A 26,707-nucleotide genomic window follows, 5' to 3' on the forward strand; every position below is an offset into this window, starting at 1 on the left:
TTGGTTTAAAATATCGCTTTTTCCTCTTATGCCCATTCGTTATAATGAAAAGACAAAAGGATGATAACGGGTCCATATAGGTAACTAAAAAAGCGGGGAATTCATGTATGCAGCAAAATTTTTTTGAGCAGTACCAGCATAGTGATATTGATGAATTGGCAGATGTTATAGGTGAATTACTACAAAATCCAATTACCATTGAAGATTTGGATCATCGACTGATTGCTTATAGCTCTCACGGTGATAGTACCGATCCAGCACGTTGGTCTACGATTATGGGACGGCGTGTGCCAGAAACAGTATTGGCAAGGCTCTGGAAGGATGGCGTTTTTCAACAGCTCTTTTCGCAAAAGGACCCCGTACATATTCCTGAAAAGAAAGAGATTGGACTTGGAAAGCGGGTTGCAATTGCGATACGCAGAGGCAATGATATCTTGGGCTATATTTGGGCGCAGGAGGTAAATCGTGTCTTGACCTCCTGGGATGATGAAATTCTTCGTCAGGCTGCTAAGGAAGCGGTGCCTCGACTGCTGCAACGACAAGGAAAGCGCAAAGCCGAGCAGGATAGACAAAAAGAATTCCTCTGGGAGCTTTTGCTTGGTGGACATAGCGAGGAGACGAAGCTGCAACAGAAGGCGATTAATCTACACATGAAGATTGTTCCTCCATTGATGGTTTGTGCCATAGAGGTTCTGGAAGGCAAGGGCGAACAGCTATACCAATTGCTTTATCCTCTATTGATGCGAGATAAAATTTATAGCCTAACAGATGGTTCTCAGCTTATTTTGCTTATGCAGCACCCTGCAGGGCAAGCTGTTACAGAAGACGCGCTGGTTACTTATTCTGAGCAATTTTTAGGGGAATGTATGTCCAAGCTCACAGATAAGTTTGGAAAGGGAAAAGCCCATATTGGCTGTGGCCGTCCGGTTAGTTCCCTAATTGAAGGGCGTCAAAGCTATCAAGAGGCTTTGCAAATGAATGTGATCAAACGGCTGTTTCCTCAGGAGACAGAGCGGATACTGAGATTTCAACAACTGGGAATCTACCGTTTCTTGCCTCAGATGAAAAGCTGGAATAAAGAACAAGCCTACAGGAATGATCAGCTAGCTAAACTGCTTTATTATGATCAAGAAAACCAAACGAATTTAACCGAAACGTTGGAGGTCTTTCTCGATCATGTCGGAAAGGTTAACCGAACAGCGGCTCATCTGCATATCCATATTAATACGCTTAGCTATCGTTTAAAGCGCATTGAAGAAATCATGCAGATTGATTTAGATGATCCGAACCAGCGATATTCGCTCTATATTGATTTAAAGGTAATGAAGCTGGGATAGTTCTTTTGCGCATTTGTGAAAATTCACATACGAATGCTTTTTCTCTCAAAGGAATCTCTAATGCTCCCTTTATGAAAACGCTGTATTATTGAGAAGTGAAGAAGATCTTGTAAGTGAAAGAGAACTGAGCAGGGGCTATCAAGGGGAGGATTTAATAATGATTATCGGAATTCCTAAAGAGATTAAAAACAATGAGAACCGTGTAGCGATCACGCCTGCTGGAGTGACAGCATTGGTACAAAGCGGTCATCAAGTATTAGTTGAAACAAATGCAGGGCTAGGCAGTGGATTTATTGATACTGAATATCAAGCAGTGGGGGCTACTATCGTTCCAACAGCAGCAGATGCTTGGGCAGCTGATATGGTGATGAAAGTAAAAGAACCACTTGCTTCTGAATATAACTATTTCCGTGAAGGACAAATTTTATTTACTTACTTGCATTTGGCACCAGAACCAGAATTGACCAAGGCATTGGTTGATCAAAAAGTGATTGCAATTGCTTATGAAACCATCCAAATGCCAAATGGCTCACTTCCGTTGTTAATGCCGATGAGTGAAGTAGCAGGACGTATGTCTGTTCAGATCGGAGCCCAATTCCTTGAAAAACCATACGGCGGTAAAGGTGTACTTCTAGGAAGCGTTCCAGGCGTTCCAAAAGGTGAGGTTGTTATTGTCGGTGGTGGTATTGTAGGTACCAACGCTGCGAAAATGGCAGTAGGCTTAGGTGCAAATGTTACGATTTTAGACATTAGTGCTGATCGTCTTCGTCAATTAGATGACCTATTTGGTGGACGTGTTCACACATTGATTTCTAACAGCTTTAACATTGCTAACGCAGTGAAAAAAGCAGATTTGTTAGTAGGGGCAGTTCTAATTCCAGGTGCTCGTGCTCCACGTCTGGTAACAGAAGAAATGGTAAAAACAATGGCTCCAGGGTCTGTGATCGTTGACGTTGCAATTGACCAAGGCGGTTCTATTGAAACGATTGATCGCATCACTACACATGATAACCCAACCTATGAAAAGCATGGGGTTATCCATTACTCAGTAGCCAATATGCCAGGAGCAGTAGCTCGTACATCTACGCTTGCTCTAACAAATGTAACTGTTCCTTATGCTGTGCAAATTGCTAATAAAGGATATGTGGAAGCAATCCGTAGCAACCAACCTCTAGCAAAAGGTGTTAACGTTATTAATGGTCAAGTAACCTATAAAGCAGTTGCGGATACACACAATCTGCCATTTGTTTCTTTGGAAGATGCGTTACTAGTAGCAAGTAAATAAGAAGTTCCAGATTATAAAAATAATTCATTTGAAAAAGTGCCATACTTTTTGTTAAAAAAGGTATAGCACTTTTTCTTTTTTTGACTTTCTATCCAATGCCAAAGGTTTGTGGTATGCTCTTATATCGAGAACAGAATATGCGTTAGGAGTGAAGTGGCAACAATGTATAAGCACCTAAAAAAGTTTATCTTTAAAATGGATCCTGAATCGGCGCACGAGAATGCGATTAATGGACTACGAATGGCTGACAGCATTCCTTTAGGCAAAAAGGTATTAAACATGATGTATGGCTATGAAAATCCAATGCTCGCAAACAAAGTATGGGATATCGTTTTCCCTAATCCGGTAGGACTGGCGGCTGGGTTCGATAAAAATGCCGAGGTGTATATTCCGCTCGGTTTAATGGGATTCGGCCATGTAGAGGTCGGCACGTTAACTCCGCTAGCTCAACCAGGTAATGACAAGCCGCGTTGTTTTCGCTTAAAGGAAGATCAGGCGATTATCAACCGGATGGGTTTTAATAACCACGGTGTACAAGCAGCAGCGAAATCCTTGAGTCATTATCAGGATGCCTGCATGCCAGTTGGGGTAAACATTGGAAAAAATAAACTAACTCCTAATGATCAAGCAGCAAGCGACTATGAAAAATGCCTCGAAGCGCTATATCCCTATGGTCATTATTTTACGATTAATGTAAGCTCACCTAACACTCCTAACTTACGTGACTTGCAGGAAGTAGATAGTTTACGTCATCTTTTGCGGACAATCCGTAAGAAAGCGGATCAGCTAGAGAAATACGGTGCGAAGCGTAAACCAATCCTTTTAAAAGTAGCCCCAGACATGTCGGATGAGCATATGAGCGATGTTGTTCATGTTGCTTTAGAAGAGGGAATGGATGGTTTGATTGCTACCAACACTACTCTGTCTCGAGAGAGTGTTTCCGATCGCAGGCTGGCGAAGGAAGCAGGGGGACTGAGTGGTCCAATGCTATTGCCGCGTGCAACCGAATGCGTTCGTGATATTTATCAAGCAGTAGGCGACAAAATGCCTATCATCGGGGTAGGGGGTATCTTCACTGGTGATGATGCGTACCGCATGATGAGAGCAGGTGCGTCTATGACCCAGATTTATACGAGCATGATCTATGTGGGACCTGGTGCTGCCACAGAGATTAACAAGCGTTTGGTTCAGCTTATGAAGCGAGATGGATTTACTCATATTAGTGAAATTATTGGGATTGATCATAAATAAAGGTGCAATTCTGCTAAAAGGAGCTCTTTCGTTTTGAAAGACTCCTTTTTTATATGCCGATTTTTCTACACATTGTTCCAAAAATTTGCTTGGGATTTCCCAAAAACCAGATACAATATATGTGAGACGATACAATAAGAGAAATGATTATAGGGGGTTAGTGTAATGCGGATACTGATGGTAGGTGCGGGTGCAATTGGTGGATATTTTGGATGTCGTTTAGTGGAGAGTGGCAGAGATGTTACTTTTCTTGTACGTCAAAAACGTAAGGAACAACTAGAAAAGAGAGGTCTAGTTATTCAAAGCGTAAATGGCGATTCCACAGTCCAACCCGCCTTATTAGTAGCTGGAGAAGAAGCGACCCCTTTTGATGTCATTATGTTATCGCCAAAAGCATACCATCTGGAGGATGTAATCAATGATATTGCTCCCTATGTGGGTAAGGATACGATGATCATCCCGCTTTTAAATGGAATTGCTCATATGCAGCCATTACAGGAGCATTTTGGGGCAGAAAAGGTTTTGGGCGGATTGTGTTTTATAGAAACAACGCTAAGCGCTGACGGGGATATCGTTCAAACTAGTAAGGCTCACAGGCTAGTTTTTGGGGAATGGAATGGTGGCACGTCCGAGCGAGTAGAGCGATTATATGAGTATGTAAAAGCAGCGAATGCGAGCTTCGAATTATCCCATAACATTCAGCAGGAGGCTTGGCAAAAATATTTGTTTATTACGATGCTCTCAGGCATTACCACCTTGATGAACTCCGCAGTAGGACCCATTCGCGATTCTCCATTTGGAATCGAGCTAACGAAACAAGTAACAGAGGAATGTGTGAGAGTCATGACCGCGATCGGCGCACCTATCTCTGCTGACATGGCAGATCGTGTGATGGAGACTTTTAAGCAACAAGGCTATAAAATGAAATCCTCTATGCTGCGAGATATGGAAAAACGTCTGCCAATTGAAGGAGAGCATTTGCAGGGATACCTGCTACGTCTTGCCGAACAGCAGGGAACAGAAACACCAATGCTGCGAATTGTTTATAATAACGTAAGAATTTATGAACAAAAGCGTCAAAGCACATTCTAATGTTATAATAAGGGGCAGAAAAGGAGGGCTATGCTGATATGGAAGTTGTAAAAATTGCTCCCCGTGGTTATTGCTATGGCGTAGTGGATGCCATGGTACTGGCTATTAAAACGGCAAAAAATCAAAATGTGCCGCGCCCTATCTACATTTTGGGAATGATCGTGCATAATGCGCATGTGACAGAAGCCTTTGAACGTGAAGGAGTTATCACGTTGGATGGAGAAGATCGTCTAGCGCTTTTAGATAAAATTGATCACGGAACCGTTATCTTCACTGCTCATGGAGTATCGCCAGAGGTCCGCAAAAAGGCGAAGGAAAAAGGGCTGACGGTTGTGGATGCTACTTGTCCTGATGTAACGAAAACGCATGATCTCATTAAAGAGAAGGTGGAGGAAGGCTACCATATTCTCTATATTGGTAAAAAGGGACATCCTGAGCCAGAGGGCGCCATGGGGATAGCACCTGATCGTGTTCATTTGGTTCAAACGCTGGAAGATTTGCAAAACGTACAGATTACGACTGACAAATTGGTGGTCACAAACCAGACAACGATGAGCCAATGGGATGTCAGACACATTATGGAAGCTATTGTAAAGAAATACCCTTCGGTAGAGGTTCACAATGAAATATGCATGGCTACACAGGTTAGACAGGAAGCGGTAGCAAAACATGCTGGAAAAGCAGAGGTAACGATCGTTGTAGGTGACCCTCGAAGTAATAATTCCAATCGTTTAGCGCAGGTTTCAGAGGAGATTGCGGGGATTCCGAGTTATCGCATTTCAGATCTGTCAGAGCTTAATATTGAGTGGCTGAAGGGGAAAAAGAGTGTATCTGTTACCGCAGGTGCATCTACTCCGACACCATTAACAAGGGAAGTTATTGCTTTTCTTGAACAGTTTGATGAGCATGATCCTTCTACATGGGAAAAAGTACGGACAGTTAATTTCGATAAGCTATTACCTACCGTAAAAGAAGAGAAAAAAGAGTAAAAGTCAGCAACCTGATAGAATAACAGCTTCTTCGGTAACTCCGATTGAAGCTGTTCTTTATGTGGAAAGTAGAGGAGAAAACTGCATGAACAGCAAAAATAACCAGCATACTTTTACAAACGAAAGCGCTTCAAATGCTTACGTAGCCTTAGGTGGACTTTATATCTTTTTGTATTATGCTATGGGCGCTTACTCGCCTCTATTAACAGAGTACTTTAAATCCATTCATTTAACTGGCGTTGAAATTGGTACTCTTAGTTCGATCACTCCTGTAGTATCCTTGCTGTTACAGCCCATTTGGGGAATGATTTGTGATCGCTTTCAGGTTCGGAAAAAGGCGCTGATTCTAGCACTTATCGTTGCAGCCTGTGTTTCATTTTTGTTTACCTTTATTCATTCGTATGCATGGGTGTTTTTTACCATTGCGCTCTGGTCTGTTTTTCAATGCGCGGCTATCCCGATTTCAGATAGCTTAACACTTAGCTATGTGAGCAAGCGCTCCATGCATTTTGGCAGTATTCGTTTATGGGGAGCGATTGGATTTGCTATTGCCGCTTTTCTTACTGCCTTGGCTGTTCAGCAGTGGGGGCCATCTGCTATTTTTTACAGCACAGGATTTGCTTATTTTATCGCTGTACTCTTTTTGATCAGAATTCCCGATGAGCGAATTGAGCGAAAGGCGATCACGCGTAATAGCTTTAAAGAAGCCGGGACGCTTTTTAAAGGTCCACGCTTTATCCTCTTTCTCGTCTCTACATTTTTCGTATTTGGTCCAATGACTGCTCATAATACCTGGTTTAATCTATACTATCAGCATATCGGCGGAGAGATTGCCACATTAGGACTTGCTTTTTTACTGTTTGCAGGTAGTGAAGTACCTTGTATGAAGCTGGCATCAAGCCTTGTCAAAAAAATAGGTCTGGAGCAAACTCTCTTATTTGCTTGCCTTGTCTCTGGTGCCAGGTGGTTTTTCTACGGATCAGCTCCTAGTACGACAATTGTCTTAAGCTTATTTTTCCTACAAGGATTATCTGTTGGGCTATTCCTCGCTACGGCTGCTCAATATGTACGGGATAATACACCGCTTGCCTTGCAGGTAACAGCTCTAGCCCTATTTGCTTCATTTGGACAGGGATTAGGCTCCATGGTTGCTAACTACACAGCAGGCTGGGTTATGGAATACTACGGTATTTTGCGTACGTATACATTCTTTGGGATTTCTACCTTACTCGGAATCATCCCTTTATTGCTCATCTGTTATGGTCCTTGGAAGCGCCGTTCAGAAGAGATTGCTGCAAAATAAGATACAAGGTTAGAATCGGAAACAATATAAGTGCAAACCGACTGAAAGGCGCATGTTAGAAGGTCTTTCAGTCGGTTTTTTTATGCTCTACAAGTAAAGAGAAAAAATTATTTCAAAAAAATAGAAAGAGATTCAATTTTTTACGTTATACCTTATGACAAGCAAAAGGAATAAGCTGCGCAGCATTCTTTTTGAATGGGAGGATAGACATACATGCAGGACGATCACGAGCTGATTGAGCGAGTCTTGCAGGGGGACAAGGAAGCCTACACACAGATATTTGATCGATATAAAGCAAGAATCTATACCTTTCTGTATCGGATGGTAGGCCACCCTCAGGATGCACAGGATTTGACTCAAGAAGTATTTATCAAAACATACTACCAAATACATAGCTATAAACCGCAGCACAGCTTCTCAGCTTGGTTGTATCGGATTGCAGCCAACCACTACTTACAGTAATTGACAATCGCCAGAGCTGTGATTTATACTCGCCTTACAGAATGAAAATTCATTCCGCAAAGGAGCACAGGATGTGTCGGAATCTAAACGCGATTTAATAATGAAAGCTGCACTAATTCTTTTTGAGGAACGAGGCTTTGATGGGACAACAGTTCCAATGATTGTCGAGAAAGCGGGAGTCGGTGCCGGTACTCTTTATCGGTATTTCGAAAATAAGGAGTCGCTCGTCAATACCTTGTTTCAAGAATGTGTAATGGATTTGCTAGAGACGGTGAAAAAAGGATATCCTCATTCTTCTGAAGATGTATATGAGCAATTTCAACACATATCCAATCAGGTGATTAGCTATTTATTGAACAACATGTATGCATTATTGTTTCTTGATTCACATGCGAATAGGCATTATCTGGACGAGGCTAGCCGCCAATCCTACAATTTGCTACGGGATTTCTTTATTGACTTTATTCATCAGGGCCAACAAAAGAACATCATTCGCCCGCTACCTGCTGAAGCATTGCTTACGATCGTTGACGGCGCCTTTATCGCTTTAAATAAGGCAATTCGATTTTGTGAAATCAAGAATCCATCAGAATTAATTGCAGGTGTACAAGAAGCATGCTGGGATGCGGTCAGAATTCATTAATTCAGACCCCCCTTATCAAAACGGAATGAATATTCATTCCGATCCCAAGTCAGTTTTCACAATCTAACAGATTTAAAATATAGGAGTGATAAGAACATGAATGCTACCGTACAAAAAAGGTTTTGGATTCTACTCATACTCTCCCTCTCGATGATCGTGATGACGGCATGCAGTAAAGATAAGGAAGCACTTGTTCAACCGCAGGAGGCGAAAATAGTTGTAGCAGAGGCTATTAAAGCGAAAACATTTAAAGAGATGAGTGAGCTTTCCGGAACGCTTGCTCCCAAGGAAGAAACAACGTTATCTTTCGAAGTAGCAGGAGAGATCAAGTCTTTACCATTCAAAGAAGGAGATCAAGTAAAAAAAGGGGACATTTTGGCCCAGCTTGATTCCACAGATTACTCTCTCCAGCTAGCTTTGGCCGAGGCTCATGTATATGGTGCGAATGCTAATTTGGCTAAAGTAAAAAACGGCTTCAGAGAACAAGAGGTTCAGCAAGCAAAAGTAGCAGTTGATGCAAAGAAAATCTTGCTGGAAAAGGCACAAAAAGATTACATACGCATGGAGCAACTTTATAAGAGTGGTGCGATCCCTCAAACTGAGCTTGAAAATGTCAAAAACGCACTTGAACTTGCTAAAAAAGACTTTGCCTCGGCTCAGCAATCCTATTCGCTTGTAGTGGCAGGGGCCCGGGCGGAAGATATAAGCTCGACTCAAGCGAGCTATCAGGGCGCTGTTGTTGGTCGAAATCAGGCCGCAGCCACTCTAGCAAAAACACAGATAAAAGCTCCGATTAATGGAACAGTACTATCAAAATTAGTGGATGTGGGGCAACTGGCGAGTCCGGGCGTTCCTGTTTACCGTATCGGCAATATTACCCAGCTGAAAACAGTTTTACCCGTGCCTGACAGGGATATATCCGCTTGGAATGTAGGAGATACAGTTGAATTTACCCTGTATGAGCAAAAACGAACAGGAAAGGTCTCAAAAATCTATCCGGCCACCAATGAGCAGACAGGTACGATCAGCGTAGAAGTTGTGATTGATAATGCAAAGCATGACTGGTTTCCCGGACAAGTAGTGAGTGCGAAGCGGGCCTTGTCACAAAAAGAAGGGATTTTTGTGCAGGTAGAAGCTGTTTTTAGCCGAGGGTCCGGTCCTTTTGTCTATGTGATAAAAGATGGTAAAGCAAGGAAGACGCCTGTAGCCATTGGACAGTACGTTGATAACTTTCTGGAAATTACATCAGGGCTTCAAGCAGGAGATATGCTGATTACGAAAGGTGCTGACAGATTGCTCGACGGTGACATTATTGCCGTGGGAGGGGGCAAACAGCATGATTGAATATTTCATCAAAAAGCGAAAAATAACGCTTGTCTTCTTTACGATGGTGGTGCTGATCGGGATATTCATGTCTCTCTCACTTCCTAAGCAGGAATCACCAGACACCATTGTCAGTATGGCTACGGTCACGACCATTTATCCAGGGGCAACTCCAGAAAAAATGGAACAAACCGTAACGAAGAAATTGGAAGAAAAGATCAATGAGGTTCAGGGCATCAAATCAATTAGTTCCGAATCCCGTTCTGGGATATCCCTTATTACCGTTCGGTCAGAGAGTAAAGTCGAACCGAAAAAAGTATTTGAAGAGCTGCGGAAAAAAGTGAAGGATGCTGAGGCTGATTTACCTGAGGAAGCAGAGCAACCAATCATTAATGATGATATGAGTCGTACGTTTATCCAGACCTTTCAAATTACGGCTGAGTCATTTGAGGAAATCCTTCAGCTACGCGATACACTTGATCTTTGGAAGGACCAGCTTCGTACCATACCTGGTGTTTCAGATGTCTCTATACTCGGGTTGCCAAAACAGGAACTAAAAATATATGTAAATGCCCAAAGATTGCAACAATACCAAATTTCCTGGCCGCAGGTAATGAATGCTGTTCGAACGAAAAACGAAACGACGCCACTTGGGGACGTTAACATTGACACCCGTAAATATCAGCTTACCTTGCCTGTTAGCTACAAGACTGACACATTCAACAAAGTAATTGTAACCCGTACAAAAGAGGGAGTGCCTGTTTATCTTCAGGATATCGCGACGATTTCAGACAGTACCAAAAGACTTGAATATCGAACCTATTATAACGGGAAGCCTGCTGTGACGGTCAGCATAAATGCCGAATTGGGAAGCGATGTTCCAGGTGTTCAGAAAGCCATTGATCAAAAGCTGGAAACGTTAGAAAAGAACCTTCCTTCGTGGGCAAAAAAAGAACCTGTTTTTTCCCAGGTGGATCGAATTGATGAGCTTTTCTCCGGACTGTTTCACGAGATGCTGATTGCCATTGTGGCCGTTCTTTTCATATGCACGCTAGGCTTGAACCTGACGACATCCATGATGGTGGCATTGGCGATTCCAATCTCATTGGCAGCAGGGATGGCTGTCCTTCCTTTCTTTGGAATTACACTCAATCAGATGACGATCTTCGGGCTCATCATTGTACTGGGTATTCTAGTGGATGACGCAGTAGTGGTGAACGACAATATCGAGAGAAGGCTGTCTGTACTGGGGGAAGACGCGTATACGGCTGCAGTACTCGGGACCAAAGAGGTCTCGGTTTCGATTATCACAGCTACTCTCGCTACGGTTTCGGCGTTTGGGCCGATCATTTTTCTTCCTGGAGATGCGGGGCACTTTATCTTTCCCGTTCCGGTGATTATCATCTTTACGATGCTAGCCTCCATGCTCATGTCACTTACGATAGTTCCTATTTTTAGAGAATGGAACCAGAGACGGAACAAAAAACAGACAAACTACCAGAAGCCAGCCGGTCTATTAGGCAAACAAATCAATTCCTTGATTCATTGGTATGGGGATCGCGTAATGCCGATTATGCTGAAGAATCCATTAAAAACAGGAGTAACTGGGGTATTGATAGCAACCGTGTTTTATGGACTGATTACATTTATACCCGTTCAGCTTTTTCCAGATGATGACAGACCACAGATGGTTGTCAACATTAGCACGCCTGTTGGCAGTAATTTGCAGGAAACAGATCGAATTGTTCAGGGCGTTACAGAGTGGATTCAGAAGCAGCCGCATATTGAAAAGGTCTCTGCTTTCGTAGGTGGGAATGGGCCACAGATGATTCCGAGTGCGCCACCTGTCGGATCAGGAGAAAATACGGCACAATTGGTGATTGCATTTGATAATAAGCAGATGGATTCAAGAAAAATCCTGGAGCCGTGGATGGCACAGTTTAAACAGATGTACCCAGAAGCAAATATTATTCCCTATAGTGTAAAGGCAGCGATGTATACAGGAAGTCCTGTAGCCATTCGGGTGTATGGAGACGATTTGCATCAGCTGTATGCCATTTCGGAGCAAATAAAACAACTGATTGCCGAGACGAAGGGAACCTATAATATAAACGATACTCTGGGTAACGAGCAATATTCCCTGCAATTCAATGTGAATCAGGGAAACATGGATAAGAAGCTGATCAGTGAAGCTGACTTAACACGGACATTACGTCTGATTAGCCAAGGAATTCCTATAGGGCAATTTGATAATGGGAAAAATTTAGTTGATATCACTCTGCTTGCGGATCAGTCGGGAATGACGACTCAGCAAGTCTTTCAACAGCTCACGGTTCCCAACGTTCAGGGGCAGCTCATTCCTGTCTCTCAGATAGCGGAAATGAAGCCAACCTTATCATTACAGAATATACCTCGCTACAATTTATCACGCAGTGTCACGATTACTAGTGATGTAGGGGATCGGACGGCCGATGATGTGATGAGAGAATTGAAAGAGAAGATGGAGAAGCTAGAATTACCGGCTGAGTATGCATGGAATGTAACTGGTGAAACAGAAGAGGAAACCGATATTTTACTTGATTTAGGAATGCTGGCGGTTATAGCCGTTTTCCTCATTTTTCTCTTGATTGTCATACAGTTCAATTCGTTATCCATTCCTATTTTAGTTATGAGTACGGTTTATCTGGCGATTTCTGGCAGCTTAATCGGGTTATTCATCACAAGAACACCAATCGGATTTATGACAGTGGCGGGCTTTATCTCCTTGTCTGGGATTGTTGTGCGAAATGGGATTGTCTTGATTGAGTTTATCGAGGAGGCGAGACATTCTGGTGTTGAGCTGAAGGAAGCGGTTATTGGAGCTGGTAAAGCCCGATTGAGACCGATCCTGTTAACATCTCTGGCAGCGATAGCAGGGCTTACACCAATGGCGATTACGGGCAGCGTAATGTTCAAGCCGCTCTCGATTACCATCATTTCTGGTTTATTGTTTTCTATGCTGTTAACACTGATTGTGGTTCCATCTCTGTATACGGTTCTTGCAATTGGCAAGCAAAGGAAAATGGCAAGAAAGCAGGCTCGGGAACAGATAAATAGCCAACAGGTTGAAAAGTCATTGTAAGTCAAGGCTTCCTCAGGGGTCATAAAAAAGTAAAAAGGAATGGATAGCGAGTCAAATGATTTACGACTGTTATCCATTCTTTTTACGTGTCTTAAAAAGTCTGCGGTAAGCTTTTCGTTGTTGATTAATGGTTATATGGGAATTGAGTTGAATATCCGCTAAATTGCTGATGAGCTTGTGTTACCTTTTGCTGATCTGCTGCTTCAAGCTTATACCAGCCCTTTTGAAACATACAATTATATAATTCACGGGCTGACTGATGAGTTTCCGTTAATAATTGCATATAGGTTTCATGTAATTGCTGATGACTTGCTTCGCGTACCGCATCATTTAAGCTATCAGTTAAATATTTGCAGGTGCTAAGCGCATCATTGATATAATCGCGATCGTTCATTTCAGGGCCTTTGACCTGTGGCAATTGATTGGATTGCGGATTCGCAATTTGTTTGTTTTGCATGAGGACGACTCCCTCCCTTTCCTGGAGATTATTGCATCTGTGGCAACGTTTTGGTGACGTTTGTATTGTCGATAGTAAGGTGTGTTAAGAGTTGTTCATAATGCATTTGGTGCATGTAGCCCGTTTTGTTTAACAAATCTTTAATCTGAGGGTCCTGTACCTGCTGTGCGAAGAAATGAAGCTTCTTAAAGGCGTTTAACTCCCATGACATGGCATCCTTGAGGTAAGATAAATCCTTGCCCGTAATGATTGTAGGCGGGGTCGGGAATGGAATTTGTTGATTTTGTTCGTTAGCTAACTTAGAAGAGATGGTTTGCAAAGTGGAAAGCCTCCTTTCAAATTTAGACAGTTTACAAGGATAGCTTTTGTTTGGACATAAGGTTTCATACGAGACAAAAAAGCCCTTTCCAAAGCCAAATCGGCCTGTTAGGAAAGGGCTATGATGTATGTATTTTCATGCCTGATAGAGAGCATGTTTACTTTGAGTTGTCGTTTGTAGCTTGGATGAATTGCAAAGCGATTATTTCAAAGTCGATGCTGGCTGGAGCGATGAATAAGTAGTATTCTAGCTCTTCCTGCAATTGATGCTGTAGCTCAATTAACTGAGAACGTAAATCTTCTCCAAGCTTTGCTTGTACAGATAATGCTACCTGAAGCCGAGGCATAGCTTGAAATGTATAATCCACTTTGTGCACTTTCACGACAGTGCTATTTCGAAAGCAGGCCTGCTGTACCAGTTTGCGCAGTACCTGTTCATGAATTTGAATCCTGCCTTGGGAAAAGGACGGCTGAACAACAGTGGTTTCACCCATGTGTTTTTTAGAGGCAAAGATTTGCCATGCTGAATCAACAATCCGTTTAAATAAATCCTTCTCCACTTCTACGCGTGGAATAGGAATTACGTGCTGGCCCATTGTTTCACGAACATAGCGGGCTGCTTCAATCTCTTTTTCAGGCTTAATCGCTTCTATTGGGATAAATTCCGTTACTTCCGGCAAATCGAGCGCAGTGATAATCTTTCCAATCATCCGTTTTGAGGTGCCTAAAATTAAAATCTTCTCGATAGGAAGCTTGTGCAGAACGCGCTGTACTTCATCCACATGATCTGAAAAATGAAAGATAGCGCGTTTTACTGCACGAATTTTTGTCTTTTCGTATTTAGCTGAGTAGCCTGCAACCTTACGACCTTCATAGATAAGAATTCCATCATCAATGATGGCATCAATGTGACGTGAGTGAGCGAGACTTAATGCACTGGTGCTTTTACCTGTACCACTAGGGCCATAGAGAGCATATACTTGCACAAACTTCCCTCCTCCACTTTTTTATTCAGTATAGCATGGATTAATCAAGCGCAGGGAGAAAAGCGGGGTACCGTATAGAAGCACATTGAGATTGCTAATAGAAGTCTGAGCCTGACTTTTTTACCGGTAAGGCGCCCCTAGCTCTCGTGCTCGCTCAGTAGCTCGCAGAATCGCTTCTGTTATGGCTTGTTTAAAGCCGTGCGACTGCAATACCTCTAGGCCTGCTTGTGTAGTTCCGCCTGGACTAGTTACTTTTTTACGCAGGACCGCTGGCTCTTCCTTGGTCGCGATCAACATCTGAGCGGCGCCAAGCAGTGTTTGTACGGTTAGCTCCCGGGATATCTCTTGGGAAAGACCTGCCTTTTGTCCAGCATCCTCCATGGCTTCCACAAGATAATAAATATAAGCAGGCCCACTCCCAGATAAGCCAGTGATAATATCTAATTCTTGTTCGATAACGATACATACATGACCGATTGATTGAAATAAACATTCAGCTATAGCCAAATGCTGCTCAGACGCATATCTACCAGCAGCCATTCCAGTTGCGGATAAACCTACGGCTGAAGATGTGTTTGGCATCGCACGAATGATTGGACATTCGACGCCAAGCCATTCCTGAATAGAGGAAGTAGGGACTCCGGCGATGACAGAGATAATCAAATGATCAGGGGTTACGTACTCGCGCAGGGTCTGGCATGCTGAGGCGACGTCCTTTGGTTTCATTCCCAAAATGATAACTTGAGACTGTAGAAGCATAGTTGATAAATCACGAGTTGGGATCACTCCGTACTGTTCTTGTAGCTCACGGAGCCTAGCATCATCTGAATGATTAGTCACATAGATGCTATTTGCAGGTAGTAAATGTTTAGCTGTGATACCTTTTACAATGGCTTCTACGATGGAACCTGCTCCCATAAAACCTACGTGAAGTTGTTGGCATATCTGGTTAGCTTGATGATCGTTCATGAGAGAGATCTCCTTTCGTAACTAAAGATTACCTTGTTTGTCCGTTTCCTAAGACACGGTATTTAATGGAAGTCAATGCTGTTAGACCCATAGGACCACGAGCATGCAATTTTTGTGTGCTAATTCCAATTTCAGCTCCAAAGCCAAATTCTCCACCATCTGTAAAACGTGTAGAAGCATTATGATAAACAACAGCAGCATCTACGGCTTGCAAGAAGCGTTCTGCTTGCGTTTGATCCTCAGTCAAAATTGATTCCGAGTGCTTAGTTCCATAAGTAGCGATATGTTCCAAGGCCTCATCTATATTCGTAACCGTTTTAACAGCAAGAATGGTGTCTAGAAATTCAGCATGCCAATCCGGTTCGGTAGCTAAAACGAAGCGATCGCGTAGCTCTGGGTGGGAAGCCATTGTTTTTTCGCATACGCGAAGCTCTACTCCTGCATCTAGCAGGGATGTCAAAAGAGCTGCGGATTGATCATGCCCAAAATCTTGATGGATGAGTAGGGACTCAAGAGCATTGCATACAGCAGGACGGCTTAGCTTGGCATTTTGTACGATAGCTTGGGCCATAGCCGAATCAGCGGATTGATCAATGAAGATATGGCAATTACCTACTCCGGTCTCAATAACAGGCACAATGGAGTTTTTCACAACACGATTGATTAGTGATGCTCCTCCACGCGGGATGATCACGTCGATAATTCCATGGAGGCTGCACATCACGTCTACCGCTGCCCGATCGGTCGTAGCAAGATACTGAACCGCTTCATGTGGCAGCCCTAGGTTTTGAAGGGCGGTTTGAATACTTTTTACCAAAGCTAGGTTAGAACGAGTGGTCGAGGCACTACCGCGCAGTACAACAGCATTTCCTGTTTTTAGTGAAATGGCGGCCGCATCTACTGTAACATTTGGGCGTGCTTCATATATCATACCAACTACCCCTAGTGGTACACGCACGGAACGAATAGCCAAGCCGTCCTTTTGAACCCACTCCGCAGTTGTTTCGCCAATAGGATCAGCAAGAGCAGCTAAATCCTCTAAGCTATCAGCTAAGGCAGTAATTCGTTCGGGTGTTAGACTAAGGCGATCAATTAAGCTCGTAAGCTGTCCACTTTCAATTGCCTTTTCAACATCCTGTTTATTTTCAGCTAAAATATAAGCTTGATCAGCTAAAAGCTGTTCTTTTATAGCGCGTAATGCAGCGTTCTTTTGTTCGCTGGTCAAAAGTGCTAATTTTCGTGAGGCTGCTTGAGCTAATTTTGCCTGCTTCGTAACTTGTTCAATCACCTGATTGGAGGCTGCTTTCGTTTGTTGGTTTCCTTCTCTCATTTTTCCCGCTCCTTTTTCTTGCTTATTTTTGTATGAGATGAGGCAGAGACACCCATTGATCTCGATGAATAGCTTCTGTAAAAGGTTTTTCCCTCTGCGGTTCACTGATGATTTGGCGCAGCAGTTCACTATCATAGCGGCAGACACCTCGACCAATTAAACCAGTAGGAGCATAAACTTCAACAACATCCCCCTGCGAAAAATCACCCTCCACACTGGTAATTCCTGCTGGCAGCAGACTGCTCTTGCGTTGCTGGATTGCTTCTTGGGCCCCAGCATCTACATGCAAGCGACCGGCGATAGCGGAATGCAGGGCAATCCACTGCTTTTGTGTAGAAACACTCTCGCGCTTTTCAGCAGCATGAGTAGTAGAGGTGTCCGAATTTATTCCGCCAAAATCTCCAATATAGGTTCCTTCTCCTGTCCCATTAATGACATGTAATAAACTATCCTTGGAGGATAACCGGCCGATAAAGGTACGCGTGCCTACCTTTAAGGCAGTTTCAGCAGCAATTACCTTGGATTGCATTCCTCCAGTACCAAGAGATGAACCTGAACCCCCAGCTACTGCTTTGATTTCATCTGTAATGGTAGCGACCTTGTCGAACCGCTTTGCGTCAGGATTATTTCTTGGGTCTTTATTATAAATACCATCTGTATCAGTCAAAATGATGTAGATGTCAGCATGCAGCATACCAGCCACTAATGAACCTAACATATCGTTATCGCCGAACGTTAACTCTGCAACAGAGACAGTATCGTTTTCGTTAATGATAGGAGTGATGTTGCGGGAAAGGAGTAGGGACATCGTTTGAAACGCATGACGGTATCGTTCCTGATTAGAGAAGTCACTGCGAGTCAACAGAATCTGTGCGATATGATAGTTATAGGCAGCAAACAAAGCTGAGTAATGCTCCATCAAAATACTTTGTCCGATGGCTGCTGCGGCTTGTTTAGCTACGATGGTTCGCGGTCGTTGTTCATAGCCTAGCAGGCAATATCCACTTGCTACAGCTCCCGAACTCACGAGTACGACCTCGTGTCCTTCATCACGCAGAGCTGCAATGGCATCTACCAAGAGACTCATTTTTTGCTGGTCGCAGCCGCCTTGCTTTTTTGCTAAGGAACTGCTTCCTACTTTCACCACAATGCGCATTTTTCCAGTCTGATTCATGTTGATCTGCTCTCCTTTTTCATCTCTAACAAACAAAAAAACCTTCCATCCTTAGAAAAACATAAGGACGAAAGGTTTGCTTTCGCGGTACCACCTTAATTAAATGCCGAACCAACCCTTACATGGATCGACATCTATCTTTACACTTAAGAAAGCCATAAATGGCCGATAAGCGCTTTCCTTGATAACAGGGGAAAGAATCCTGTCTAGGTCATCCCTAGCCGCTCTGGGATGGGTTCAAGCTGTTTCATGCACGCGATCTTCCAGCCAATGGATCGCGTTCTCTGGAGCAGAAAGGGGGCTTTACTATTTCCCTTCAAAGCGATGAAGTATGATTATTTACATCATTATGATGGGGAGGACGGGAAAATGTCAAGGGACGTTACTGGAAATTTTCCTGTCCATAGATACCAGAGCGTTTTGTTATTTCGTACCGTTTGGATTCCTGATCCCGTCCTAAGTGATACCTCACAAGCGAGTTAGAGGATGCGACAGTAGGTGAAATTCCAGAAACCTCCACAATCAAACCGCTATTTTCAACGGAGATCTTCATATTCTGAGTAGAGATAAATACAGGATAGCGTTTTGTCGAAGTAGACAAATAAACATGTCCATCAACGATTTTTGTATCCAAATGATCGTACAAGGCAACAGCTAATGGTCTGCTCCAATACTGCTGAAAGAAAGCGAGAATCCCATCTCTGGTATGATAAGGCTTTGGAAGCTGTCGATAAATGAGTCCATCTTCTTTAATCTCTTTGCCATCAGGAAGGGTAGCAGCAGCATATTCTAAATCATTAATGACCTGTTCGGCTTTTTGTAAGAATACCGACACATCATTGAGATTTGTTTCCATATGAGCCATTGCTGTCGTTTGCCATTTAGCCTGTTCCTTTTTGGTACTGGCTGTTTTTATTTGATCTGATTTTTCAGCAGTTGTAGCAGAATCGTCCTTGGATTTATTGGTAGCACCTTGTGATTTAACTGTTTTCTCTGCCTTTTGACTCTGTTCCTTTTCACTGGTATTTTTTGATTGCTCTGGAGGTTTACCACCTTTGCATCCCGTTGCACTAGTTATAAGGAGAGCTATTATCAACGGAATATACCAATTTTTGTGCATAAAAAATCACCTCGTTTCTCCTTTTCTGCTAGCTTTTGAGTAGGAAGGCGATTTCAAACCCGTTAGATTTTACTAAAAAAGGGCATGGAGAAAGGAGGAGATGGTTATGATAAGACAATATTGAAGCGAGAAAAGGGAAAAAAGAACGACGAGGGGTTGTTTGTTGGCTGTTTTCCCACTATCATAAAAGGGATAAGCATTCGAAAATAGGGGGAAGCCCCGGTTTATTTGAGGTGGTAATAACGCATGTTCGGATTTGGAAATAAACAAAGAAAATTAATGACGTATGACGTATTGCTTGTAAAAACAAAAGATGGCAGAGGCCGTGACTTTTTCCAAGTCGCTTTTCACAGCTCTCAGGCCGCTGATATTATGAGTATGATTATGAAACTGGAGAAATCGAAATACAATTCAACAGAATATCTAGGTGAGCTTGGTGATTTTAAGATTATTACGCATTATGAAGGGGTAGAAAGCATTAACATACATGACACTGTAGACCCTGATTCGACACCTATTCAAATTCAAGATTTCGCAAATATGATGCTCCGTCGTTTTGAAATGCTTCAAGAGGCTGGCAAGCTGGAAGAAACAGAGGAGTTAGCTTTCTTTATGGGCGAATTAACTATGCTGCGCGATGAATCCTTTACATCATTATAGAATCTAACCAAATAGTGATGAAATTCAGAAAATAGGATTGCAAGGTATGGTTATTTGGTTTACAATGAATCTGAACAAGGACTTTTTTGGTAGTAAATGTCAACATTCCACAGAATCGAAAAAATAAGGCGATTTTTGTGGAATGTTTTTATAGGCAGATAATGAATGAGCATTCATTCAAGACGCAAAACGACACCAAATCTGCCTACCTGCTAAAATCAAGCCATGATACAGGCATATGAAGGAGGAGACTTCATGGAACGCAAAATTAACAAAGCTGCGGTCTTGGGATCAGGGGTCATGGGAGCTGGTATTGCAGCCCATTTGGCTAACGTAGGTATCCCTACTTATCTGCTGGATATCGTACCGCGTGAACTGACGGAGGAAGAGAGCAAAAAGGGATTGACGCTGGATCATCCAGCCGTTCGTAATCGTATTGCACAAGCGGGTCGTGATCGACTGCTAAAAGAAAAGCCGGCGCCTCTGTATGATAAAGATTCCATCTCCCTCATCACAGTAGGCAATTTGGAGGATGATCTAGACAAACTAAGAGAAGTGGATTGGATCATCGAGGTTGTTGTCGAGAATGTAGATGTGAAAAAGCAGGTCTTTGCTAAAATAGAAGCTTATCGCAAACCTGGCGCGATTGTGTCCTCTAATACCTCGGGTGTTTCCATCAATGAAATGTGTCAGGATTGTTCAGAAGAGTTCAAAAAATCCTTCCTGGGAACTCACTTTTTTAATCCCCCTCGTTACTTAAAGCTCTTAGAAATTATCCCAGGTGAGCATACTGATCCAGCCTTAGTTGAATTTATGATGCATTTTGGAGAATTTGTACTCGGAAAAGGAACTGTTCTTTGTAAAGATACACCTAACTTTATCGCCAACCGCGTAGGTACATATGGTCTGCAAGTGTCCATTCAGGAAATGCTGCGTCTTGAGCTAGGAGCAGATGAAGTAGATGCTCTTACAGGTCCAGTAATTGGTCGTCCAAAAAGTGCGACGTTCCGAACCTTGGACGTAGTGGGTTTGGATACGTATGTGCACGTTGCAAAAAATGTTCGCGATAAAGCTACAGACGAAGCTGAAAAAGCCATGTTTGAAATTCCTGAGATCCTTACCAAGATGGTGGAAAATCGCTGGTTAGGCCAAAAAGCAGGTCAGGGCTTCTTTAAGCAGGAGAAAACAGCAGCAGGAAAAGAGATCTTAGTCTTGGATACGAAGACGTTGGAATATAAGCCAAGGGTAAAAGCGAAGTTTGCTTCATTGGAGGCTGCTAAGCAAGCCAAAACATTGCCACAAAAATTGCAGGCAATTGTGTATGGAAAAGATAAAGGCAGTGAATTTTTATGGAACGTATTGAAAAAGACAATGCTGTATGCAGCCGCAAAAGTACCAGAGATTGCAGATGACATTGTTTCAGTAGATAAAGCAATGAGATGGGGTTTTGGTTGGGAGCTAGGCCCCTTCGAAACCTGGGATGCCATAGGTCTTGAGAAATCAGTAGCTCGCATGAGAGAAGAGGGCGAAACAATTCCAGCTTTGGTAGAGGAGCTATTGGCTAGTGGAAAAACCTCATTCTATGAAAAAGCGGAAGGAAAGGTTGCTGCTTTTCATATCGGCGGAGCCTTTAGAGAACTAGAAGAGAAAAAAGAAGTCATTAATCTAGCCGCTCTAAAAGAACAGGGCAAGGTGGTTGTCAAAAATGCAGGTGCGTCCTTAATTGATTTAGGCGATGGGGTTGCTTGCTTTGAATTTACCACCCCGCATAATGCACTAGGCGTAGATATTTTGCAAATGTTCAATAAAGCAGCAGATGAAGTAGAGAAAAACTTTACCGGTATGGTAATCGGAAACCAAGGTAAGAACTTCTGTGTCGGACTAAACCTAGCGATGGCATTAATGGAGGCACAGGACGAAAACTGGTTTGAGCTAGATATGCTGGCTAAGAAATTCCACAACACCGTTAACCGAATACGTACAATGCCTCGCCCGGTAGTAGCTGCGCCGTTCGGAATGACGCTTGGTGGCGGAGTAGAGATTTGTTATATGGCTGATCAGGTGCAATTAGCGGCGGAAACCTATCTGGGCTTTGTAGAAGTAGGCGTTGGTGTATTGCCTGGAGCGTGTGGTACCAAAGAAATGCTCTTTAGAGCGATGGAAAACATCCCAAGCGGAACTCCTACTCCTGTCGATGCCTTCCCATTTGTAGCACGAGCATTTGAAACCATTGCCATGGCGAAAGTATCCACCAGCGGTAAGGAAGCAATTAAATTAGGGTATATGCGCCCAACCGATCGCGTTTCAATCAATCAGGATCATCTGTTATATGATGCTAAACAAGCGGTGCTAGAGCTTGATAAACGCGGATATACAGCTCCTGTTGAACGCTGGATTCCAGCTATCGGAACAACAGGATTTGCCTCATTACGCCAAAATATCTATGGATTGCGTGAAAGCGGCATGATCAGTGAGCATGATGAACTCATTGCAACGAAAATCGCTTATATCATGTCTGGGGGAGATGTCCCAGCAGGCACACAGGTTAACGAAACGTATATTCTTGAACTTGAGCGCCAAGGCTTCCTTGAATTAATCAAAACAAAAAAGACCCAACAGCGCATGCAGCATATGCTTGCTAAGGGAAAACCGTTGCGTAACTAAACAAGCGTCGGAAAAGAAGGAGGAGAAAGCATGAGAGAAGTAGTCATCGTGGCTGGGGCACGTACGGCTGTAGGTAAGTCAAAGCGCGGCTCATTAAAGGATGTTCATCCAGTTGATCTGGGCGCATATGTTGTAGAGGATTTGCTTCGCCGTGTTCCGAATCTGGATCCGGCGTTGATTGAGGATATAATTATTGGAAATGCAGTGCCAGAAGCGGAGCAAGGAACCAATATGGCTCGTTTAATCGGTCTTCGAGCTGGATTGCCGACCAATGTATCAGGGATTACGATAAATCGTTTTTGTTCATCTGGTTTACAAAGTATTGCTTATGCGGCCCAACAAATCATGTGCGGTGGTGCTGATGTCATCATTGCAGGTGGTGTGGAAAGCATGAGTCTTGTACCGATGGTGGGGAATAAGGTAGCTTTGAACCCAACCTTGGTGGAAACGATGCCAGAAGCATACATGGGCATGGGACATACGGCAGAGAGAGTAGCACAGCGCTATGGCATTAGTCGTGAGGATCAGGACCAGTTTGCGGTAAGAAGCCATCAACGTGCGGCGGAGGCGATTGCGGCTGGCAAGCTTAAAGATGAGATCGTCCCAGTGCCAGTGAAGCAGGTATATGTGGATGAGAACGGTAAACGCCATGAGAAAGAATTTGTGTTTGATACGGATGAAGGTGTACGCATTGATACAAATGTTGAAACCTTAGGAAAATTACGACCAGTCTTTCATGTAAAAGGTAGCGTTACAGCGGGTAACTCGTCTCAAACTAGCGATGGCGCAGCCGCCGTTCTCGTGATGTCTAGAGAAAAAGCAGACGAATTGGGCATTAAGCCAATCGCGAAGTTCCACTCCTTTGCAGTAGGTGGTGTTGATCCTGATGTAATGGGAATTGGTCCAGTTGTTGCTGTTCCAAAGGCCCTGAAGCAGGCTGGACTTAGCCTTCAGGATGTAGATTTGTTTGAGTTAAACGAAGCATTTGCCTCGCAATCCTTAGCTGTTATTCGTGAGCTGGGCATTGATGCTGAGAAGGTGAATGTTAACGGTGGTGCAATCGCATTAGGACATCCATTAGGATGCACAGGTGCCAAATTAACGGTATCTCTGCTTAACGAGATGAAGAGACGTCAGTCAAAATATGGTGTTGTAACAATGTGTATCGGTGGCGGTATGGGAGCTGCTGGGGTGTTTGAGGTTTTGTAAAAAATTGTAATCGTCCGAAGCATGAATAGCTTGATCGTTAAATATGGAAAGGAGAAATGAAACATGGCAGATGTAAAAGAAATTGTACGCGGTGGAAGCTTTTTGATCGAAGCAGGTTTAGCAGAAGATGTATTTACACCGGAGGATTATACAGAAGAACAAAAAATGATTGCGAAAACCACAGAAGAATTTGTGGTTAACGAAGTTTTACCTCACTTGGAGGAGATTGAACAACATCATTTTGATCATTCGGTTCGCCTGTTAAAGGAAGCAGGAGAATTAGGGCTGTTAGGTGCAGATGTTCCGGAAGAGTATGAGGGGCTTGGACTTGATAAAATGAGCTCTGCGTTAATTACAGAAAAAATGGCACGTGCACGTAGCTTTGGCCTAAGCCATGGTGCTCATGTAGGGATTGGTTCCTTGCCAATCGTATACTTTGGTAACGATGACCAAAAACGTCGGTACCTGCCTGATTTGGCATCGGGTCGTCGTCTAGCGGCCTATTGCTTAACAGAGCCGGGTTCTGGTTCGGATGCATTGGGTGCTAAGGCAACAGCGCGTCTGTCTGAGGATGGCACGCATTACCTGTTAAATGGGGAAAAGCAATGGATCACCAATGCTGGATTTGCTGATGTATTTGTAGTCTATGCCAAAATCGATGGTGAGCATTTTACAGCGTTTATTGTAGAACGTGATTTCCCTGGCGTATCATTTGGACCGGAAGAGAAAAAAATGGGGATAAAAGGCTCCTCAACACGCACCGTTATTTTTGAGGATGCTAAGGTACCGGTCGAAAACCTATTGGGTGAGCAGGGCAAAGGTCACGTCATCGCGTTTAATATTTTAAACGTTGGTCGTTATAAACTAGCGGTAGGTACAGTTGGTTCTGCAAAACGTGCATTAGATATCGCGACAGAATATGCAAAAGAACGTAAACAATTTAAAACGCCAATTGCCAACTTCCCACTTATTCAAAATAAATTAGCTTCTATGGCAGCGAAAGTATATGCGTCTGAAAGCTCCGTATACCGCACAGTAGGTATGTTTGATTCCTCCCTGTCAAGCTTGGGAGAAAAAGCAAATGATGGCCGTGAGGTAGCAAAGGCAATTGCTGATTATGCGATCGAATGCTCGATCAACAAGGTGTTTAGTTCCGAGGTATTGGATTTCTGTGTGGATGAAGGCGTGCAAATCCATGGTGGATATGGATTTATGTCCGAGTATGAAATCGAGAATATGTATCGTGACTCTCGCATTAATCGTATTTTTGAAGGTACCAATGAAATTAACCGCTTATTAATTCCGGGTACATTGGTTAAAAAAGCAATGAAAGGCGAATTGCCTTTGTTGCAGGCAGCATCAGGCTTACAGGAGGAGCTGATGAGCTACTATCCTAGTGAGCTAGAAGAAGCTCCTTTGGCTGTTGAAAAGCATCTGCTGGAGATGACACGCAAAATCATTTTAATGGTTGCAGGCTCAGCTTTGATGAAGTACCAAAAACAATTGGATCAAGAGCAAGAGCTACTAGCGATTGCGGCTGACATGCTAATTGAGCTATATGCTATGGACAGTGCCGTGAAGCGCACAGAAAAAGCAATCGCAAAAAATGGAGCAGACAAAGAACAGCACAAGCTGAAGCTGACAACAGTGTTTGTGCATGAGGCTTTCGATCGTATCGAGCAAGGAGCGAAGGAAGCGTTAGCGGGAATGGAAGAGGGAGACGACCTTCGTTTACGCTTATCTATTCTCAAAAAATTGACACGTCGTGACCCAATCAACAGCATTGGCTTGAAACGCCAAATCGCGGCTCACGTATTAGAGAAGAATGGCTACGCAGTATAAAAACATATAGCTTGAGCCTAAAAAAGGTTGCCAAGGAAGTCGGCAACCTTTTTTTACTTTTTCTTTTTTACATGCTTTTGGGTGGAGGGTCGATAGTTATCGCAAGAATTTCGCTCGACCAATTTGAAAGGGATAATAATGCGCTTGGTAGGTTCATCAGGTTGTTCAAGCTTCTCAATCAAGCATTTTCCAGCCTGATATCCCAGTTGAAAGATTTGAATATCCACTGAGGTGAGCGGCGGCTGAGAAATTTCCGTGATCAGAGCGTTATTAAAACTAATAAGAGACACATCTTGAGGCACGTTAACCCCTATCTCGTTTAGGACTCGTAAAATCCCCAAGGCCATCATGTCATCCGTCACGATCAGGGCAGTCGGTCTGTTAGGCAAATTCATTAGTTCAATTGCGGCTTCCTCACCGCCTTCACGTAGGACTTTTTCTCGAACAATATATTCGTCATGCAGGGTGAGGGAAGCTTGGGTGATGGCTTGTTTATAGCCTTCTAAACGGTCAATGGTTACCACCATGTCAGGTGAACCACCAACAAACGCGATTCGTTCATGCCCCTTTTTGATGAGGTACTCGGTGATTTCCTTCGCTGCTGAATAATTGTCGTTATCGACATGATTAATGGCATCCATGTCCGTATGTGGTTTTCCTACCATTACAAAGGGAAAATCTCGTTCTTTTAGATAATTGGTGACGCGATCGTTAATTTTGGAATAAAGCAGAATCAATCCATCTACTCGACCACCTTGAACCATTCTCACAACGCCATCATACAATTCAGCTTCAGTTTCTCCGGTGGACATACAGATAGCGTATTCGCGGCTATGAGCAATTTTGCTGATACCTCGGATCACTTCAGGAAAGAAAGGATTTTGGAAGATCCGATCCGTTGAATCAGGCATTACCAGCCCAATGGTTTGTGAGGATTTGCTAGCAAGACTCCGAGCCTGATAGTTAGGATGATAGCCGAGTTGTTCCATGGCTTCTCGGACACGCTGCTTCGTTTTTTCGCTAATGCGAGGATGGTTGGCAACGACACGAGAGACTGTAGATGGTGCTACATTTGCTGCCTTTGCTACATCTTTAATTGTTACCCCCATGCGTTACCATCCCTTTCCACTTCATTGTTCATTATGATCTCTCATGAAAAAACAGTCAGGGAG

General features: G+C 43.3%; 22 protein-coding genes. 14 read left to right on the forward strand and 8 right to left on the reverse strand.

Annotated features, from left to right (window positions below):
* Positions 1-107 precede the first annotated feature (107 nt).
* The 10 genes from AYJ08_RS08680 to AYJ08_RS08725 all read left to right on the forward strand — a co-directional run bounded on the left by AYJ08_RS08680 (position 108) and on the right by AYJ08_RS08725 (position 12,806).
* Positions 108-1,337 (forward strand): PucR family transcriptional regulator, encoded by a 1,230-nt coding sequence (locus tag AYJ08_RS08680; RefSeq protein ID WP_064017381.1) that lies wholly within the window; start codon positions 108-110, stop codon positions 1,335-1,337.
* A 157-nt stretch (positions 1,338-1,494) separates the two neighbouring features.
* Positions 1,495-2,622, forward strand: coding sequence for an alanine dehydrogenase (gene ald, locus AYJ08_RS08685; RefSeq protein ID WP_064017382.1), 1,128 nt, complete (start codon positions 1,495-1,497; stop codon positions 2,620-2,622).
* Between the two features lie 162 nt (positions 2,623-2,784).
* A complete protein-coding gene (locus AYJ08_RS08690) occupies positions 2,785-3,873 on the forward strand; it encodes a quinone-dependent dihydroorotate dehydrogenase (RefSeq protein ID WP_064017383.1) in 1,089 nt (362 codons plus the stop codon).
* Positions 3,874-4,038: 165 nt separating this feature from the next.
* On the forward strand, positions 4,039-4,965 hold the full coding sequence (panE, locus tag AYJ08_RS08695) for a 2-dehydropantoate 2-reductase (RefSeq protein ID WP_064017384.1): 927 nt from the start codon (positions 4,039-4,041) through the stop codon (positions 4,963-4,965).
* A gap of 38 nt (positions 4,966-5,003) precedes the next feature.
* Positions 5,004-5,954, forward strand: coding sequence for a 4-hydroxy-3-methylbut-2-enyl diphosphate reductase (locus AYJ08_RS08700; protein WP_064017385.1), 951 nt, complete (start codon positions 5,004-5,006; stop codon positions 5,952-5,954).
* Between the two features lie 85 nt (positions 5,955-6,039).
* The gene (locus AYJ08_RS08705) at positions 6,040-7,257 is read left to right on the forward strand and encodes an MFS transporter (protein WP_064017386.1); all 1,218 of its coding nucleotides are present in this window, start codon (positions 6,040-6,042) and stop codon (positions 7,255-7,257) included.
* A gap of 213 nt (positions 7,258-7,470) precedes the next feature.
* Positions 7,471-7,719, forward strand: coding sequence for an RNA polymerase sigma factor (locus AYJ08_RS08710; protein WP_064017387.1), 249 nt, complete (start codon positions 7,471-7,473; stop codon positions 7,717-7,719).
* A 73-nt stretch (positions 7,720-7,792) separates the two neighbouring features.
* Entirely contained in the window at positions 7,793-8,362 is a 570-nt protein-coding gene (locus AYJ08_RS08715) for a TetR/AcrR family transcriptional regulator (protein ID WP_064017388.1), read from the forward strand.
* Between the two features lie 96 nt (positions 8,363-8,458).
* The gene (locus AYJ08_RS08720; RefSeq protein WP_064017389.1) at positions 8,459-9,706 is read left to right on the forward strand and encodes an efflux RND transporter periplasmic adaptor subunit; all 1,248 of its coding nucleotides are present in this window, start codon (positions 8,459-8,461) and stop codon (positions 9,704-9,706) included.
* The gene (locus AYJ08_RS08725) at positions 9,699-12,806 is read left to right on the forward strand and encodes an efflux RND transporter permease subunit (RefSeq protein ID WP_064017390.1); all 3,108 of its coding nucleotides are present in this window, start codon (positions 9,699-9,701) and stop codon (positions 12,804-12,806) included. Before AYJ08_RS08720 ends, AYJ08_RS08725 begins: the two co-directional genes overlap by 8 nt.
* 124 nt (positions 12,807-12,930) lie before the next feature.
* Here the strand turns inward: AYJ08_RS08725 and AYJ08_RS08730 are convergent, their stop codons facing one another.
* The 7 genes from AYJ08_RS08730 to AYJ08_RS08760 form a co-directional block, all read right to left on the reverse strand.
* Positions 12,931-13,263, reverse strand: a complete 333-nt coding sequence (locus tag AYJ08_RS08730) for a spore coat protein (protein ID WP_031411611.1) — start codon at positions 13,261-13,263, stop codon at positions 12,931-12,933.
* A gap of 28 nt (positions 13,264-13,291) precedes the next feature.
* Positions 13,292-13,582: a hypothetical protein gene (locus AYJ08_RS08735; protein WP_031411610.1), complete on the reverse strand. Its 291-nt coding sequence runs from the start codon at positions 13,580-13,582 to the stop codon at positions 13,292-13,294.
* Positions 13,583-13,739: 157 nt separating this feature from the next.
* On the reverse strand, positions 13,740-14,567 hold the full coding sequence (locus AYJ08_RS08740) for a nucleoside/nucleotide kinase family protein (RefSeq protein WP_064017391.1): 828 nt from the start codon (positions 14,565-14,567) through the stop codon (positions 13,740-13,742).
* Between the two features lie 120 nt (positions 14,568-14,687).
* The gene (proC, locus tag AYJ08_RS08745; protein WP_064017392.1) at positions 14,688-15,536 is read right to left on the reverse strand and encodes a pyrroline-5-carboxylate reductase; all 849 of its coding nucleotides are present in this window, start codon (positions 15,534-15,536) and stop codon (positions 14,688-14,690) included.
* 28 nt (positions 15,537-15,564) lie between these two features.
* Entirely contained in the window at positions 15,565-16,866 is a 1,302-nt protein-coding gene (locus AYJ08_RS08750; RefSeq protein ID WP_064017393.1) for a glutamate-5-semialdehyde dehydrogenase, read from the reverse strand.
* A 22-nt stretch (positions 16,867-16,888) separates the two neighbouring features.
* A complete protein-coding gene (proB, locus tag AYJ08_RS08755) occupies positions 16,889-18,040 on the reverse strand; it encodes a glutamate 5-kinase (RefSeq protein ID WP_064017414.1) in 1,152 nt (383 codons plus the stop codon).
* Between the two features lie 382 nt (positions 18,041-18,422).
* Positions 18,423-19,160, reverse strand: a complete 738-nt coding sequence (locus AYJ08_RS08760) for a hypothetical protein (RefSeq protein WP_064017394.1) — start codon at positions 19,158-19,160, stop codon at positions 18,423-18,425.
* Positions 19,161-19,406: 246 nt separating this feature from the next.
* Here AYJ08_RS08760 and AYJ08_RS08765 point away from each other — a divergent pair, with 246 nt between their 5' ends.
* The 4 genes from AYJ08_RS08765 (at position 19,407) to AYJ08_RS08780 (ending at position 25,535) form a co-directional block, all read left to right on the forward strand.
* Entirely contained in the window at positions 19,407-19,820 is a 414-nt protein-coding gene (locus AYJ08_RS08765; protein WP_064017395.1) for a hypothetical protein, read from the forward strand.
* Between the two features lie 255 nt (positions 19,821-20,075).
* On the forward strand, positions 20,076-22,484 hold the full coding sequence (locus tag AYJ08_RS08770; RefSeq protein ID WP_064017396.1) for a 3-hydroxyacyl-CoA dehydrogenase/enoyl-CoA hydratase family protein: 2,409 nt from the start codon (positions 20,076-20,078) through the stop codon (positions 22,482-22,484).
* A gap of 30 nt (positions 22,485-22,514) precedes the next feature.
* Complete coding sequence (locus AYJ08_RS08775) at positions 22,515-23,693, forward strand: acetyl-CoA C-acetyltransferase (RefSeq protein ID WP_064017397.1); 1,179 nt, start codon at positions 22,515-22,517, stop codon at positions 23,691-23,693.
* Positions 23,694-23,756: 63 nt separating this feature from the next.
* Positions 23,757-25,535: an acyl-CoA dehydrogenase family protein gene (locus AYJ08_RS08780; RefSeq protein WP_064017398.1), complete on the forward strand. Its 1,779-nt coding sequence runs from the start codon at positions 23,757-23,759 to the stop codon at positions 25,533-25,535.
* A gap of 53 nt (positions 25,536-25,588) precedes the next feature.
* On the opposite strand, the gene AYJ08_RS08785 is transcribed toward AYJ08_RS08780, so the two are convergent.
* Complete coding sequence (locus tag AYJ08_RS08785; RefSeq protein ID WP_064017399.1) at positions 25,589-26,644, reverse strand: LacI family DNA-binding transcriptional regulator; 1,056 nt, start codon at positions 26,642-26,644, stop codon at positions 25,589-25,591.
* Positions 26,645-26,707: the final 63 nt, after the last annotated feature.

The sequence above is a fragment of the Brevibacillus sp. SKDU10 genome (assembly GCF_001645205.1).
In the GTDB taxonomy this organism is placed as follows: Bacteria; Bacillota; Bacilli; order Brevibacillales; family Brevibacillaceae; genus Brevibacillus_B; species Brevibacillus_B halotolerans.

Bases quoted from the DNA above. Each gene is read 5' to 3' on its own strand.
- AYJ08_RS08680 (WP_064017381.1), top strand. From the start codon at position 108: ATGCAGCAAAATTTTTTTGAGCAGTACCAGCATAGTGATATTGATGAA.
- ald (WP_064017382.1), top strand. From the start codon at position 1,495: ATGATTATCGGAATTCCTAAAGAGATTAAAAACAATGAGAACCGTGTA.
- AYJ08_RS08690 (WP_064017383.1), top strand. From the start codon at position 2,785: ATGTATAAGCACCTAAAAAAGTTTATCTTTAAAATGGATCCTGAATCG.
- panE (WP_064017384.1), top strand. From the start codon at position 4,039: ATGCGGATACTGATGGTAGGTGCGGGTGCAATTGGTGGATATTTTGGA.
- AYJ08_RS08700 (WP_064017385.1), top strand. From the start codon at position 5,004: ATGGAAGTTGTAAAAATTGCTCCCCGTGGTTATTGCTATGGCGTAGTG.
- AYJ08_RS08705 (WP_064017386.1), top strand. From the start codon at position 6,040: ATGAACAGCAAAAATAACCAGCATACTTTTACAAACGAAAGCGCTTCA.
- AYJ08_RS08710 (WP_064017387.1), top strand. From the start codon at position 7,471: ATGCAGGACGATCACGAGCTGATTGAGCGAGTCTTGCAGGGGGACAAG.
- AYJ08_RS08720 (WP_064017389.1), top strand. From the start codon at position 8,459: ATGAATGCTACCGTACAAAAAAGGTTTTGGATTCTACTCATACTCTCC.
- AYJ08_RS08725 (WP_064017390.1), top strand. From the start codon at position 9,699: ATGATTGAATATTTCATCAAAAAGCGAAAAATAACGCTTGTCTTCTTT.
- AYJ08_RS08730 (WP_031411611.1), bottom strand. From the start codon at position 13,263: ATGCAAAACAAACAAATTGCGAATCCGCAATCCAATCAATTGCCACAG.
- proC (WP_064017392.1), bottom strand. From the start codon at position 15,536: ATGAACGATCATCAAGCTAACCAGATATGCCAACAACTTCACGTAGGT.
- AYJ08_RS08750 (WP_064017393.1), bottom strand. From the start codon at position 16,866: ATGAGAGAAGGAAACCAACAAACGAAAGCAGCCTCCAATCAGGTGATT.
- proB (WP_064017414.1), bottom strand. From the start codon at position 18,040: ATGAATCAGACTGGAAAAATGCGCATTGTGGTGAAAGTAGGAAGCAGT.
- AYJ08_RS08760 (WP_064017394.1), bottom strand. From the start codon at position 19,160: ATGCACAAAAATTGGTATATTCCGTTGATAATAGCTCTCCTTATAACT.
- AYJ08_RS08765 (WP_064017395.1), top strand. From the start codon at position 19,407: ATGTTCGGATTTGGAAATAAACAAAGAAAATTAATGACGTATGACGTA.
- AYJ08_RS08770 (WP_064017396.1), top strand. From the start codon at position 20,076: ATGGAACGCAAAATTAACAAAGCTGCGGTCTTGGGATCAGGGGTCATG.
- AYJ08_RS08775 (WP_064017397.1), top strand. From the start codon at position 22,515: ATGAGAGAAGTAGTCATCGTGGCTGGGGCACGTACGGCTGTAGGTAAG.
- AYJ08_RS08780 (WP_064017398.1), top strand. From the start codon at position 23,757: ATGGCAGATGTAAAAGAAATTGTACGCGGTGGAAGCTTTTTGATCGAA.
- AYJ08_RS08785 (WP_064017399.1), bottom strand. From the start codon at position 26,644: ATGGGGGTAACAATTAAAGATGTAGCAAAGGCAGCAAATGTAGCACCA.